Raw genomic sequence first — 15,459 nt, forward strand, 5'->3', positions numbered from 1 at the left:
CTTACTCCCTTTATTCCCCCTCCTCCCTTTCTTCCCCTCTCTTCCTCTCTTCCTCTCTTCCCTTTATTCTCCTTACTCCCTTTTCAGTGATTTGACCGGATTCATCAGGGCTGATCTAATCGACTGAAAACTTACCGTAATCAGCGCGATGCCGATGACCAGCAGTCCGGCCAGGATGAACATACCCCAGGAGAGGTCGATGTGGTAGGCGAATCCATCCAGCCATTTACGAACGCTCCACCAGGCCAACGGTGAGGCAATCACGATGGCAATGAGGATGAGTGCGAGAAAGTCTTTCGAGAGTAGGGTGACCAGGCTGGCGACGGAGGCACCCAATACCTTGCGAATACCGATTTCTTTTGTTCGGCGCTCGGCTGTAAAGGTAACGAGACCAAATAGGCCCAGGCAGCTAATCAATACAGCGATACCCGTTGCCAGCGTAATCAATTTGCCGAGATCCCGTTCGTTGCCGTACAGATCAGCAATCGATTCATCGACGAATTTGGGTTCAAAAGTCTCGCCCGGATAGGTATTGACCCATAGAGTTTTGATTTGAGCCAGAGTCTGGTCGAACGACGTGGCGCTACTTCGGCTAAATCGCACGTTGAAGATATGCAGGTTCGCTTTCTGGCTCATCAGCGCCGTAGGCTGGATGGTATTGTGTAGCGAACGGTGGTTGAAATCCCGGATAACCCCAACAATCGGCATTTTGGCCAGCATCTTCCCAACGGCCTGCGACGGCTTTTGATACCCCATATGCCGGGCCAGCGTCTCGTTGATAACAAATTCATTAGCCGTATCACTAGCCATCAGATTTCGGCCTGCCAACAGCTTTAGTCCGTACAATGCAATGAAGTTGGTATCCACTTCCTTGCGGTAGACATTCACCTCCGACTTGCCCTTCTTCCCTGTAAATTCGAGTGTGGATGTGGAATAGCCACCCGAAAGGGGTGTCTGATTCGCCAGACTTACCTGCTCGATACCAGCCAGTTTACGCATTCGATCAGCCAGCACAAACCGAACATCGTGATGATCACCGTTAAAAAATGAACTGGTCGGCGTATGGAATGTAACGATGGCTTCGCGCTGGAACCCCTGATCGGCGTTGATCATAAACCGGAGTTGCTCCCCAACCAGTAAAGCCCCAATGATAAACACCTGCGCTACCGTAAACTGCCCGACAATCAAACCTTTGCGCAACAGAGCATTGCCCGTTGCCTGACTCGTCTGATTCCGCAGGGTAGCCATCGGCGACAAGCGGGCCAGCAGCGCACCTGGATAAAAACCAGCCAGTAAGGCCGTAAAGAGGGCTATACCCAATAGAAACAGATACAGACTGGGCTGGGAATAGTCAAGCACGACACCTTTCGGGACAATTTTGCCCAGATAGGCTAAAGCGCCCTGTGAAAGCAGGGTTGACAGACTGGCAGCCAACAGCGTAAGCAACAGCGTTTCGCCCAAAAATTGCGCCATTAGTTGACTCCGCTCGCTGCCCAGCGATTTACGAATACCAATTTCCTTGGCCCGCTGTGTCGATTGGGCTGTTGCCAGATTGATGAAGTTGATGCAGGCCAGCAACAATAGAAACCCACCAACTAATGTCAGAATGAGTAGGGTAGGCTTATGGGCAATGGGACGCCCACTGGCATAATCGGCGTTGAAATGAATGTCGGACAAGGGTTGGAGCAACAGCCAGCGGTCGCCCGAATCTTCGCTGGGCGGTACGTTGGCGGCTACCAGTTTAGTAACCTGCTCGCCAAAACGTTTGGGATCGGTTCCGCGGGCCAGTTTGAGCAGACATTGCGACGATGAGTTGGTATTGTTCCACTGGTCGAAGCCCAGATTGTCTCGCCGTTTTTTGCTGGATGTTTGGGTAGCCAGCGAAACAAATGCCTGAAAATCAAAATCACTGGGCGTATCAAGGTCTTTGACAAGCCCCGAAACGGTAAGCAGCAGGGTATCTTTATATTGCTTTCCAACCAACGTTCGACCAACAATAGCCGGGCTGGCGTCGCCAAAATACAAGCGGGCCTGCTTTTCGGTAAGCACAACCTGGCCGGGTTTCGAAAGCGATGTTTTAGGCGAACCGGCCAGCCACTGGCGCGGCAGAATCTCGAAAAATGCTTCGTTCGTACTAACCATCCAATCCCGCTCGTTCTTTCCGGCACGAACCTGAAGCGGTTCTGCTCCCTGCCGGGGAACGTCAACGACCTGAAAACTGCCTGTATGAAACGGAGCTACAGTTCTGACGCCCGCCAGTTTGGTTCGTACCACTTCCGGAATCGGTGTCGATAAGCCAGAATTGTAGTAAAAGTCGTCCCCGAACTTGAATTTGGATACGAGCCGATATACCTGCTCGCTGTCGGGCACTCGTTTGTCAAAACCCAGTTCAAACTCTACGATCAGATAAATGACCAGACAGGCCGCAATCCCAACCGATAAACCGACTACATTGAGTATCGTGGTCAGCTGATTGCGACTCAGGTTCCGAAAGGCGATTTTAAGGTAGTTAAGAAGCATGATAGGAGAAAGGGGAAAAAGGGGAGGAAGGGGAGTAGAGCGACGAAAGGGACAAGAAGTTGGATGCGTAAATCTTTTCGTCCCTCTCTTCCCCTCCTCCCTTTCCTCCTTCTACTCCGTTTTCAACGATTTCACCGGATTCATCAGGGCAGCACGAATACTTTGGAAACTCACAGTCAGTAGCGCAATCCCTACGGCAAGTATGCCCGCAAGAGCAAACATCCACCACTCGATGTCGATCTTATAGGCAAAATCAGCGAGCCATCGGTTCATGGCGTACCAGGCCACAGGGCTCGCCAGCACAATGGCAATGGCAACCAGTTTCAGAAAATCCTTGGAAAGAAGCCCGACAATGCTCGGCACACTGGCCCCCAGCACCTTCCGAACGCCGATCTCTTTGGTGCGTTGCTCCGCCATGAACGTCGCCAGCCCAAACAGGCCCAGGCAGGCTACGAAAATAGTTAGTCCAGCGAAAATACCCAGAATACGCCCGGTTTTCTGTTCGGCCAGATACGTACTGTTGAAGCGTTCGTCCAGAAATGAGTAGGCGAAAGGCGCTTCGGTAGTCAGTTGCTCCCACTGCTTTTTCAGCGTTGCCAGTAATCCACTGATGTCTTTGGTTTTGATCTTCACGATGACAGCCCCGGAATGACTACCCAATACCATGATCAGGGGTGCGATGGCTTCGTGCATGGAGCGAAAATGAAAATCCTTGACGACACCAATTACCCGATAGGTGCCCCGTTTGCCGTCGTTTTCGGTATGGGTAATGGTATGCCCAAGTGCATTGCCGTTCCAGCCGAAGGTTTTGGCGGCTGTCTCGTTCAGAATTACCCCCGATGAATCGGTGCCGTAGGCCTTGGAGAAATTTCGTCCGTACGCCATCTGCATCCCCAACGTTGGAATGTAGTTGTAGTCGACCTCATACCGAAGCGTTTTGACCAACTGGGTTGAATTGGTTTCGGGGTAGCTCATGTAGTTGTTATTATAGCTCGGCCCGGCTGGCAGGTAGCCCGATGTGCTGACATTGACCACCCGAGGGTCCTGCATCACCAGATTGCGGAATACTTCGGCTTGTTTACCGAGCTGCCATGTGTCGGGCAACACCAGTACCTGGTCTTTATCGTAACCCAACCGTTTGTTCTGGATGTAGCCAAGCTGCCGATATACCACCGTTGTGCCGATCATGAGCGTGATCGAAATGAAAAACTGAACGACCACCAGACCGCTCCGCAGGCCAATACTCTTCCGATCGCCCGTAAACTTGGTGCCTTTCAATACCTGAACGGGTCGGAACGACGATAGGAAAAAGGCAGGGTAACTTCCGGCCAGTACCCCCACTACAACACCCAGCAGCAACAGACCTGGCAGAAGCCAGGGATTGGTCGTAAAATTGAAGGTAAGTTCTTTCCCGGCCAGTTGATTGAAAAGGGGCAACGCCAGATAGACAAGCCCAACAGCCAGCACCAGAGCAATAGCCGTCAGCAGCAGCGACTCAATCAGGAACTGGCTGGTCAGGCTTTGGCGTACCGAACCCATCACCTTCCGAATCCCGACTTCTTTTGCCCGTTTTGAGGCTCCGGCGGTACTCAGGTTCATGAAATTAATACAGGCAATCACCAGCATGAACAGTGCAATAGCCCCGAAAATATAGACGTACTGAGCGTCGCCATTAGGTTCCAGTTCGCCCGTCAGGTTTGAGTGCAGGTGAATGTCGGTTAGGGGTTGCAGCAGGAAACGAACGTCGTTGCCTTTCTGGCGGAACTGGCTCAGCGTCATACCAAAAGCTTGCTGGAGTTGTGGCGCAATGTAGTTGCTGACTAATTGCGGCAGTTTTGCTTCCAGCTTGGCCGGATCGTACCCTTTCGCCAGCACCAGATACGTATGATAGCTCGATGTCATCCAGGAGGGCGATTTGGCTTCGGAATCCCCAGCCATCGACACGAACATATCGAAATGGAAGTGTGAGTTGACGGGCACCCTGTCGATAACGCCTGTTACCCGAAACAGGGCATTCCAGCTTTTGATGGTAATGGTTTTTCCAATCGGGTTTTCAGTACCGAAAAGTTGCCGCGCCATCGCCCGTGTAACGATTGTTGTGTTGGGCTGTACCAGTGCCGTTCTGGCATCGCCCTGAATCAGTGGCAAGGTGAAGACCTGGAAGAAATTGGAGTCGACGAAGGCAACCTGATCGTCCCGAAACGTTTTATCACCAACTGTGATCGATGGCGCACCAGCAGCCCGGATACGGGTCGCTTCTTCCACTTCCGGGTAATCGGCTTTCAGCGTCGACGCAACGGGTGGCATTACATTGGCCTCATTGATCTGCCCCCCATTTGTAATGGCCTGAAATACAACCCGCACAATCCGGTTGGCTTTTTCGCTATAGCGGTCGTAGCTGAGCTCATTGAACAGATACAAACTGATGAGCAGACAGGTAGCCAGCCCGAGCGCCAGGCCAATAATATTGATGGCCGAAAAGGCTTTGTTGCGAACCAGATTCCGCCAGGCGATTTTGATATAGTTAAGGAGCATCTTGTGGCCTTTTTGTTATCTTTGGTAAAAAAACTTCGTTGCGTTATGGAGGCAGTCATTGATCAACCCACCGAGTTCGAAGACGAAAAAATGTCGAGTCTAAATCACTCTGAATTACAAAGCCGATTAGCTTTTTTATTCATGCTGACCTATCGGCAGCAGTATAGTGTTTTTACTGAACTTGATCTTGAATTTGCGTCTGGCAAGACTCGGCCAGATCTTTGTATATTTCCAAAACGCCAAATAGATTGGTTAGCTGATGAAATTGTTGTACAGGACGTTCCGTTAACCACGATTGAGATTTTATCGCCAGAACAAAGCCTGAACAGCCTGACCGATCGCATTTACAAAAAGCATTTCCCGGCGGGGGTCAAATCGGTCTGGCTGGTGGTGCCTACTGTCCAAACCGTTTCGATTTTGTTGCCCGACCGTCGGCAGCTTAATTTTTCGAATGGCCTTATAACTGACCCCGTTACGGGTATTCAAATCCAGTTAAGCGAAATCTTTGAGGGATAATTACTTCCCGCTCTTCGGTACACCAATCTCTTTTTCGATCCGCTCAATTAGCTGTTGCCTTTCCTGTTGCGACTTGTCGCGGGCGTTGAGCGTTCGTTCGTAGGTGATGTCTTCGCCGTCTTTCTGGAATCGATAGCGCAGGAACAACTTCCCCGATTCCTGATCGTAAGTCACCTCTTTGGTATACGGATTTTTACCACCAACCGCTACGGCTTGCTTTTCTCCATGACTACTCGTTACGGTCGGGTCATCGCTACTAATAATCGTAATCGACTCACTACCATCGAAACGAGGAGGCTTGGGCGCTTTGGGAGCCTTTGGCGCCACAGGAGCAGCCATACTCATTGCGGGCTCTTTAGGCGGAATGGGCGGCTCGGGCCTGCTAATGTGCAGCGAATCCAGAATCCGTTCACGGAGGGCATTGCGTTCGGCCAGGTTTAAACCCGATACGTCGAAACGGCGATCATAATCGATCTTCTGCCCATCGACTGTACCGTTTACACGAATTGAAAGCGTTTTCTCATCGTCGTTGATACTCGTGCTGAGCGATGAATGTTTCTGCGCTATAGCCAACGAGCTTGTTAGCGCCAGTAGGGTAGTGATCAGTGTTTTCATAGTTGTTTGTCAAGGAGGAGAGGGAGTAGGGGGAGGAGCGGGAGGAAAGGGACAAGAAGTTGGGCTCGTAAATCCTTTCGTCCCGCTCTTCCCCCTCCTCCCTTTCCTCCTTCTACTCCGTTTTCAGTGATTTCACCGGATTCATCAACGCGGCTTTGATGCTTTGGAAACTGACGGTAATGAACGCAATGGTAATGGCCAGAATACCCGACAGGGCGAAAATCCACCAGGGGATGTCGATCTTATATTCGAAATTCTGCAACCACTTGTTCATGGCATACCAGCCAATAGGCGACGCAATCACAATGGCAATGACCACCAGAATCAGGAAGTCTTTGGCCAGCAACAGCACAATGTTGGTAACCGATGCGCCCAGCACTTTCCGCACGCCAATTTCTTTCGTTCGTTGCTGAGCGGCAAACGCGGCCAGTCCGAACAGGCCCAGACACGAAATCAGAATGGAGATGATGGTAAAATAACTTACAATTCGGGAGGTACGAGCTTCGGCTTCGTAATTCTTCTGAAAATCTTCGTTCAGGAAGGTGTACGTAAACGGCTCTTCCGGGCGCAGGGCTTTCCACTTCTGTTCCAGAAAACCCAGCACCTGCTCCATATTGGCGGTGTTGACATGCACAATGATGTAATTGTAATTGGGCTGGCCGCTCAACAGAAACGCATAAGGTTCAATGCTCTGCCGAAGATTCTCGAAATGAAAGTCCTTGAGCACCCCCATGATCTCATACTTATGGGTTTGTCCCTGCCAGTCGAACTGGAGTTTCTGTCCGATGGCTTTGTTTAAGGGGATATGGAATTTGCGTAAGGTTGCTTCGTTGACGACGAGCCGATTGCTGGTATCGCCCGGAAACTGCCGGGAGAACATCCGGCCTGCCAGCAGTTTGAAGCCCATCGTGGGCAGGAAATCGTAATCGACCCAGTTTGTTTTGACCTGATCGGCGTTCATGGGGCCTTGGTCGGGCCGGTATAGTAAGAAATCGCTGGCGTTGTTGATACCCGGATAGTATTGGGTTCCGGCAGCGCCCGTAACCTGATTGTTGCGGAGAATTTCAGAGCGATAAGCGCTGTACGCATTGTGGGATTCTTTACTGGTCAGGGCAACGGCAATTTGCTGGTCCTGGGTAAAGCCGAGGGGTGTGCTGCGCAGAAACCGCATTTGTTCCTGAATCACGAATGTAGCCAGCACCAGCCCTACTGAAATCACAAACTGGAACACTACCAGCCCCCGACGCAGGGCCACAGCCGATAAGGTATTGGCAAATTTACCCTTCAGAACCTGCGCCGGATTGAACATCGACAGGTAGAAAGCGGGATAGCTCCCAGCCAGTAAACCCGTCAGCAGAGCAAGGCCGATAAACGTCAGGACGATGCGCGGCTCGAATAGTTCAGGCAACTGCAACGCCTTATTGGTCAACTGATTAAAGATAGGCAACGAGGCTGAGACCAGTGCCAGGGCAATGACTAGAGCAAGTAAGGAAAGGATCATCGACTCGCCCAGAAACTGTCCGATCAATGAACCCCGCTCGGCTCCCATTACCTTTCGAACCCCCACTTCGGCGGCTCGTTTGGCTGATCGGGCCGTGCTCAGATTCATAAAATTGATGCAGGCAATCAGGAGGGTAAACAGCGCAATCGACGCCAGAATGTACAGATAGGTTGTGGTGTTGGTCGGCGTAACAATGGTATTGATCTGATCGTAGAGATGAATAGCAGGCACCGGAATCAGAAATAGCTTTTTGTCGAAGCCCACATTTTTTAGGCCGTTGGCGGCATACTTCGCCATAAAGGCCGGAAATTTTTGGGTCAGCCGGGCCGGATCAGTATTGGGGCGCAACTTCAGATACGTAACGAACATGTTGTTGCAGCAAAAGTCCAGCTTGGCATTTCGAAGAAAACCGCCTACCCAACCGGCACTAAGAGGCAAAAAGAATTTGGCGTCGATGTGTGAACGGGCGCTTTCGTCGCGGTAAACACCTGTGATTTTGAAATCTTCACCACTGCCCGATGTACCACCAATTCGTATCAGTTTATTGAGGGCGGGGCCATTGCCGAATAACTTACGGGCGATTTCTTCCGACAGCACCACTGAATGCTGATCGATCAGGGCCGTGTGGGCATTGCCTTCGGTAAACTGATACGAAAACAGGTCGAAAAATGTCGAATCGACTTGGTAGCCTTTTGTTTCGTAGAATGCCTTGACTGATTTGCCGTTTTCCCGTACCTGCAACAACGCCTTATCGTCGATCAGATTGATCCACAGGCGGGCCACTTGTTCAATTTCCGGGAATTCGGATTTCAGCGCAAACGCATACGGAGCCGATGCGTTTGCATTCTTCTCCATGCCAGCTCCTTTGTTCCCCTTACCAATGATGGTTTCCTGCGCCATCAGATACAGTCGGTCCGCATGTTCCTGATGCTTATCGTACGATAGTTCGCTGCGGATGTACAGCAGCAACAGCATACAGCAGGTCAGACCGACCGAAAGTCCAAAGATATTGATCGCTGAGAACGACTTACTTCGCAGCAGATTCCGAACGGCGATTTTAAGATAGTTGAGAAGCATTGTTAAGCGTTTTGGTTAACTTTGGTAAAAAACACGTGTTCGGACATGGAAGCAATTACAGAGCAATTATCTGACTATGAAATAGAACCGCAACGGCGGACCGTGCGGTAAACCTATGCCCAATCTTACTCACGGTGCTATTCAGGCTAATCTGGTGTTCGAACTTAAGACAGCCTATCGAACTAAGTACCGAATTGCCAGCGAAGTGACACTCGCTACACTGCCTGCTTCTAATACTTCCCATGTGGTTATTTATCCTGCGATCACGTTAGAGTACCTGCATGAACCTGTCGAACGAACAGATGCCCCATTGGTCTGTATTGAAATACAATCACCTTCACAGAGTCTTGAACAAATGGTTGATAAAACAACGATGTACTTCGACTTTGGCGTAAAATCTTGTTGGATTGTGGCACCTGCTGTGCAGGGTATATTCGTTTATGATCGTCCTGGTCATTATCAGTTTTTCTACGAAGCTGATGTATTACACGATCCAAATACTGGATTCGAACTACATTTGCCAGCTATTTTTGCATAAAAAGTAGGGCAGAGGGTTTAGGGCAAAGGGGTAAGGGCGTGAGACAGAATTTTTACCCTCTGCCCTATGCTATTCACTCCGATTTAAGCGATTTAATAGGATTCGTTAGCGCAGCTTTTACACTTTGGAAACTGACCGTTAACAGGGCGATCAGGACTGTCAGGCCCCCAGCCAGCGCAAATACCCACCATTGAATATCGGTGCGATAAGCAAAGTCATTCAACCATTTATGCATAGCGTACCAGCCAACAGGCGACGCAATCACCAGCGCTACCAGCACCAGCTTCATAAAGTCTTTCGAGAAAAGGGCTACCAGGCTAACTTCTGAGGCTCCAAGTACCTTTCGAATGCCGATTTCTTTCGTACGGGCTTCAGCCATAAACATCGATAACCCAAATAGACCCAGACACGAAATCAGGATGGCAATGCCGGAAAAGATACTAAACAGGGTTTGCTGGGTTTGCTCACGGGCATACAGCCGATCAAAACGTTCGTCCAGAAACTTGTAATCGAACGGCTGCTGCGGGAAAAACTGTTTCCATACCGACTCGACCCGTTGCACGGCTTCCGTTGTGTTGCCTTTCAGGGGTATCGACAGCCAGTTGAGCTGTCCGGGACGTAGAATCATCGCCAGAGCCGCCATTTGCTGGTGCAGGGATTCGAAATGAAAATCTTTCGTGACACCAATAATCTGCCCTTTGGCGGGGCCGTAATGAAAGGGTTTACCAATGGCCTGATCTGGTGTCCAGCCCAGTTGCCGAACGGCCGTTTCGTTCAGGATAACCATTGCCGTATCGGTCGAGTAGGAGCGGGCGAAGTTGCGCCCGGCAGCCATGCTAATCTGATAGGCCGGAATAAAATCGTAATCGACGCTTAGTCCCCGCAGGTTGATTTTGACCGGTGCCATGGTGTCGCCTTTCATGGCCATAGCCCCGTATGAATCGAGCAGCCGCCCCGATGGTATCCGCGACGAACGGCCCAGATCACGTGCAAACCCGGTTTGAACCAGTTGTTGTTTCAGAGTTTCGTAATTCGTTGTCGAATCACCCGCATCCCGCAGAATCAGCACCTGATCTTTGGCATAACCCAGCCGATACTCCTGGATGTATTTCATCTGGTTGTAGACCACGGCCGTGCTGATGATCAGAACAATAGCAATAGAGAACTGGGTAATGACGAGCACCTGCCGCAGTTTTCCGCTTCGCAAGGTCGAGGCAATTTGTCCTTTCAGTACACCCAATGGCCGGAACGAGGTTAGGAAAAAGGCGGGGTAACTTCCGGCTACCAGCCCTGTCAGAAGCGTTATGCCGACCAGAACAGCCAGAAAAACCGGATTGATTAGCTGGCTGAGTGCCAGTTGCTTGCTGGTGAAATCGTTAAGGGCTGGCAGGCCCAGCATGACCAGAAAAATAGCAACACCCAGCGCCAGAAGTACCAGCACAAGCGATTCGCTCAAAAACTGCCCAATGAGCTGGTTGCGCAAGGCCCCTACAACCTTGCGCATACCAACCTCTTTGGCTCGCCCCGCCGAACGGGCAGTGGCCAGATTCATGTAATTGATGCAGGCAATCAGTAAAATGAATAAACCGATGGCCGAAAAAAGATAAATATAGGTAATGTCGCCGGTTGGCTCCACTTCCGAATCGGTATGCGACCGTAGGTGGATGTCTGTCAGTTTCTGCAAATTCAGCACCGACCAGGTCGATGCTTTACGACCCTCCTCGGCCGGAACATATTTGTCCTGAAAAGCCGGGAAAGCCGCTTCGAGCTGTCGGGGATCGACCGAAGTACCGTCCTGTCCCTGTTTTAGCAGCACATAGGTATTAAAGGAGTTATTACTCCAGTTGGTACGCAAACCTTCGGCTCCATAAATCCGGTTGTCGTTCAGGGTAGAGAATGAAATCAGAAAGCCGGGGTGAAAATGGGCCTGAGCCGGTAGAGGTTCATACACACCCGTAATCGTGAGGTCAAATTGGTTATTGAACCGGACGGTCTTACCCACAGGATTTTCGCTGCCGAAATATTTCTGGGCCATCGGCCGGGAAAACATAATCGAAAACGGGTTGACTAGCGCCTGATCTGGATTGCCGCTCGTAATGTCGAAATCAAGTATCTTAAACAGATTCGCTTCGGCCAGAAAAATGTCCGGCTCATTGAACGAATGTTCGCCTACGCGTAGCAGTCCATTGCTTAAATCCAGCGTTCGAACGACCTGTTCAACTTCCGAAAAGTCCTGTTTAACCAGTGGACCGAAGGGCGGTGCAGCCTGCGCCAGCTTCAGCGAAGGTGATCCGTCCGACGTAAGAAATGTCCGCGTAAGCCGGTAAGTTCGGTCGGCGTGGGTATTGTAACGGTCATAGCTGAGTTCGTCCTGTACATACAGAGCAATGAGCAGAAAACAGGCCAGCCCGACAGCCACACCTACTATGTTGATGAAACCAAATGTTTTGTGCTTCCGCAGATTACGAAAAGCGATGAGCAGATAGTTGCGTAGCATATCAGCATCTGAAGTTTACCCGTAAAACACGACCAAATGCCGTACCAAAAAGATAAGTGCCTGATTGTTAGTTGTATTTATTGTGAGTTTGTGGCCGAGTGTCCGTTAATGGACGCTGGCGAGTTCAGTTACGGACAAGGGAGTAAGGACTAATTCTATAGATTCTGTAACTTTGATACGGAGACCATCCATCAACGGAAATGACGACAAAACTTAACCCTGTACAATTACATCTACTGCAATTGTTCTCACATGATCTAAGCCAAAATGAACTCAAGGACATCAAGGCCTTGCTGGCTGACTATTTTGTCAGAAAAGCCGATGAAGAAATGGAGCGGCTACAACAACAAAAGCCAATGACTCAGGACGATCTGAATGCCCTGTTAACGGCGCACCTGCGTACTTCCTACAAACCATAATGAGGGTCTTACTCGATACGAATATTCTTCTGGTCATTACCCCTTATTTTTCTGCTTATCGCTGGGTGTATGATGCGCTGAAGGAAGGTCGATTTGAATTAGTGGTCTCAACCGAGATTTTGGCTGAGTACGCTGAAGTACTCGAACGCCAGTATTCAGCCATTTTTGCCGAACGGACTCTGTTAGCTTTAGACAATTTTCCGACAGTGATTCGGGTGGAACCCGCATTTCGGTTCCTGCTCATTCCCAATGACCCTGACGACAACAAATTCATCGATGCCGCAGTAATTGGGAATGCTGATTATATAGTCACAAACGACGGGCATTTTGAGCACGTATCTACTATTCCTTTTCCTAAAATTGATATACTAGCGTTCGACGCTTTTTGCTCCCTGCTTAAGCAATTTTTATCTGAATAGCAGATAATAGAAATTAAAACTGGTTCTTTAACGCCAGAGTCGGGTACACCTGCATCCGGTTTTCATTCGTTAGCGTGTGGTAAAAGAGGTTAATGCGCGAACCAACCGATAGGCTCTTCCCCACTTTAACCCAGCATTGCGGATCACCAAAGAAGGCTACTTTTTTGCCGATCAGCCCTTGGGTGAAATCGTTGCCCTGATTCCGGTTTTCGCTCCAGGCCACCAGACTTCCAGCAATCATGATTCGATAGTTGAAAAAACCTTTCCCGAAATAAAACGTAACCTGTGGGTCGTAGCTTGGCTTCGGAAATGCATTGTACCGATACACCAGACTCGCACTGAACCAGGCACCACGCCATTGAAATGGGTAAGCGGCTCCAACACCAAACGTATTGGAGAGATAATAGCCATATGATGGCGGAGCCACCCCCAGACCCCCACTGTAGGTGAGCGCCAGGTACACCTTCGGACGCCAGAACCGCAGATTCCGGGACACCTGTACAAAAAGCTGCCCAATGTTGTTATTTTCGCCCGAAAAGTCGGTCTGCATTTTCAGGAGAAATGAGCCGGTCGAGTCATTGTTTTTGAAATACTCAAAAGAAAGGGAGGCAAAGTTCGTTCGATTCAAAGCCGGGTCGAGCGAATGGCGGAAATCATAATGAAGTTGAAGTTGTTGTGCGTTGCCAGCCAGCGCAATCAAACACAAAAAAAGCAGAAGTAGAGTCTTCATTGACGACAGAATTGTTTTGGCAAAACTTCGTCGTATTGCATGAACAGGGCGGAATCAGGACGGAAACGTCACGGAAATGTGAATTCCGTTGCCAACATCACACACTGCAATAGATATGACCAACTAGCGTATGTATAGAGACGACTTCGATCGGCGGGCGTTTGCCGAACTGATGGACGCGGTGGCCAGAAAATGTTTTGGTCATCCGCTCAGCAGTTCGTTGTCGGAGCCGGAAAGTAAACACCTAAGCGCAGAGATCGAAGAACGAACCGGATTGGTAATCGGCTGGCGAAGCGTAAAAAATTACACGGCGTTTCTGCTCAACCCATCACCTGATAAGCAGGAAAACCCATCCCTGGCGACGCTCGATACCCTGGCGCGGTATGTGCTCGACGCACCGAGCACAACAGAAGCCGAACGTAAAAAATCAGGCGAGAATGTTTCGTACTGGTTTCGGTATCGGGAGCAGGTTGGTATGCCGATGCGAACTGAAGAATCGTACCGTAAACCGTCCTCAATACAGGATGGCTGGCTCGTTATTGCGTTGGTATTGATCGTACTGGTTTTAGGCTTCCTCTTTTTTCATCAATCGAATCTGGAGCAGATTCAGGACGATTTTCGTAACCCGACCGATACATATCTTAGTCAGAACGGCTGGATAGTACAGCACAGAAATGAATCGTACTGGAAACGACGAACTGAAAACCCCGGCTTCCTGACACTGTTTACGCTCAGGGGCGATAACTGGCCCAAAACTGGTGAGACACCGCGCGTGCAGAACCTGCTCATTCGTGAAATCAGGAACGATTGTTTCCGGGCCGAAATGCACATGACTGATTTTGTTCCGGGAGGCAACTGGCAGCAGGCGGGTTTGCTGCTGCTGGAAGATACCCTGTTTATGGGTAAAAGCATTCGGTTATCGCTCTCGTACAACGATTTTTTCGGAGGCTTTCATCGCCCGGCCGAGATCCTGATTCAGGCCATTTCATCGTATGGAAAGGCGGATGCTAACCTGGAAGAGTTTATTCATCAGCCCCTGTTTCACATCAGTAATGCCGACGATCGTCGGATTGCCGACACCAACCTGAAAAACTTTGCTTTCCGGGTTGAAAAACAGGGACGAAAATTTCGGATTCTCTACTCGGCCAGTCCGGTCGACAATTTTTCGTTTAAGGAGCTGGCTACCTATGAATTTGGCATCTCACCAAAATATATAGGTCTGTTTGCCCTCAAAGGCTATGTCGATTCAACGGCAGTAGCCCCCGTAAAAGTCCACTATTTTCGATTGGAGGGACAGGCCTGCAACTGATAAGAGAACAAGAGTCAGTATGCCCATCAAGTACATTCAATTAGCTATCTGGATAAGGCTGATCGACTGAGTGATCGGTTTCCAGTCGTTGCTTCAGGATGTGAAGAGTTGTATTCCAGTAAAATGCGAAGTGTTTGTAAATGGCGTAGGTGGCAAACTGGCTTTGTCGAAATGTAAGCGTCGTCCGATCATCATGGGCCTCTACTCGAAATTCGATGACCGAATAGTTTTCGGGCACATCGGCGATTTCGGATAATGTACTCCAATACGTATACTGAAGCGTGCGATTGGGTAGGTATTGCAGGACGGTTCCTCTGGTTTCAAAAAAAATCCCGTGGAAATCGCCCTGGATACGGATTGGGCTTCCGACGCTCCAGTCCGTATCGATAGAAACATCGGCATCCCACATCCATAGTTTTATCTGATCAGGGTTCGTCAACGAATCCCATACGGCTGAAATGGGGGCTTCGATGGGTATTATCTTATAAAGTATAGGGTCAGGCATCATGGTTCGTAAATGTATTTTCTGGTAGTTGATTTAGGCTTTATGGATACGGTAGCGATAAATAAGCCTGATTGTGTTAACAAGTGAGCGCCTAGACGAATTAGGCCTGTTTTTATGGAAAATGATTGATCATAGCTTCAAACTTGACTCCAATAGCAGCTTTGTCTAATTTATTTTAATTAATCAGGTTATTTATTAAAAAAATTTATTTTGTTTCAGGTAATTAAAAAAATATATTAATATTGTCTGTAATTAAACTTAACTGAAGATTTAACAGA

At 49.5% G+C, this 15,459-nt stretch carries 12 protein-coding genes; 5 read left to right on the forward strand and 7 right to left on the reverse strand.

Annotated features, from left to right (window positions below):
* Positions 1-72 precede the first annotated feature (72 nt).
* Positions 73-2,520, reverse strand: a complete 2,448-nt coding sequence (locus tag B153_RS0100690) for an ABC transporter permease (RefSeq protein WP_020594723.1) — start codon at positions 2,518-2,520, stop codon at positions 73-75.
* A 111-nt stretch (positions 2,521-2,631) separates the two neighbouring features.
* Entirely contained in the window at positions 2,632-5,055 is a 2,424-nt protein-coding gene (locus tag B153_RS0100695) for an ABC transporter permease (protein WP_020594724.1), read from the reverse strand.
* 45 nt (positions 5,056-5,100) lie between these two features.
* On the opposite strand from B153_RS0100695, the gene B153_RS0100700 reads away from it, so the two are divergent.
* A complete protein-coding gene (locus B153_RS0100700; RefSeq protein WP_020594725.1) occupies positions 5,101-5,571 on the forward strand; it encodes a Uma2 family endonuclease in 471 nt (156 codons plus the stop codon).
* Here the strand turns inward: B153_RS0100700 and B153_RS0100705 are convergent, their stop codons facing one another.
* Together B153_RS0100705 and B153_RS0100710 are read right to left on the reverse strand one after the other, a co-directional pair.
* Entirely contained in the window at positions 5,572-6,186 is a 615-nt protein-coding gene (locus tag B153_RS0100705; RefSeq protein ID WP_020594726.1) for a hypothetical protein, read from the reverse strand. It lies immediately after the preceding gene.
* Between the two features lie 112 nt (positions 6,187-6,298).
* Entirely contained in the window at positions 6,299-8,764 is a 2,466-nt protein-coding gene (locus B153_RS0100710) for an ABC transporter permease (protein WP_020594727.1), read from the reverse strand.
* A 115-nt stretch (positions 8,765-8,879) separates the two neighbouring features.
* Between B153_RS0100710 and B153_RS0100715 the strand changes: the two genes are divergently transcribed.
* A complete protein-coding gene (locus B153_RS0100715) occupies positions 8,880-9,302 on the forward strand; it encodes a Uma2 family endonuclease (RefSeq protein ID WP_020594728.1) in 423 nt (140 codons plus the stop codon).
* A 73-nt stretch (positions 9,303-9,375) separates the two neighbouring features.
* On the opposite strand, the gene B153_RS0100720 is transcribed toward B153_RS0100715, so the two are convergent.
* Positions 9,376-11,799, reverse strand: a complete 2,424-nt coding sequence (locus B153_RS0100720) for an ABC transporter permease (protein WP_020594729.1) — start codon at positions 11,797-11,799, stop codon at positions 9,376-9,378.
* Between the two features lie 200 nt (positions 11,800-11,999).
* Between B153_RS0100720 and B153_RS0100725 the strand changes: the two genes are divergently transcribed.
* The gene (locus tag B153_RS0100725) at positions 12,000-12,218 is read left to right on the forward strand and encodes a hypothetical protein (protein ID WP_020594730.1); all 219 of its coding nucleotides are present in this window, start codon (positions 12,000-12,002) and stop codon (positions 12,216-12,218) included.
* Complete coding sequence (locus tag B153_RS0100730) at positions 12,218-12,637, forward strand: putative toxin-antitoxin system toxin component, PIN family (protein WP_020594731.1); 420 nt, start codon at positions 12,218-12,220, stop codon at positions 12,635-12,637. The genes B153_RS0100725 and B153_RS0100730 overlap by 1 nt, the downstream gene beginning before the upstream one ends.
* Before the next feature lie 13 nt (positions 12,638-12,650).
* Here the strand turns inward: B153_RS0100730 and B153_RS0100735 are convergent, their stop codons facing one another.
* A complete protein-coding gene (locus B153_RS0100735) occupies positions 12,651-13,367 on the reverse strand; it encodes a DUF5020 family protein (protein ID WP_020594732.1) in 717 nt (238 codons plus the stop codon).
* Between the two features lie 130 nt (positions 13,368-13,497).
* Between B153_RS0100735 and B153_RS0100740 the strand changes: the two genes are divergently transcribed.
* On the forward strand, positions 13,498-14,676 hold the full coding sequence (locus B153_RS0100740; protein WP_020594733.1) for a hypothetical protein: 1,179 nt from the start codon (positions 13,498-13,500) through the stop codon (positions 14,674-14,676).
* Positions 14,677-14,716: 40 nt separating this feature from the next.
* Here B153_RS0100740 and B153_RS34430 read toward each other — a convergent pair whose 3' ends face one another.
* A complete protein-coding gene (locus B153_RS34430) occupies positions 14,717-15,184 on the reverse strand; it encodes an SRPBCC family protein (protein WP_020594734.1) in 468 nt (155 codons plus the stop codon).
* Positions 15,185-15,459 lie beyond the last annotated feature (275 nt).

The sequence above is a fragment of the Spirosoma panaciterrae DSM 21099 genome, from assembly GCF_000374025.1.
In the GTDB taxonomy this organism is placed as follows: domain Bacteria; phylum Bacteroidota; class Bacteroidia; order Cytophagales; family Spirosomataceae; genus Spirosoma; species Spirosoma panaciterrae.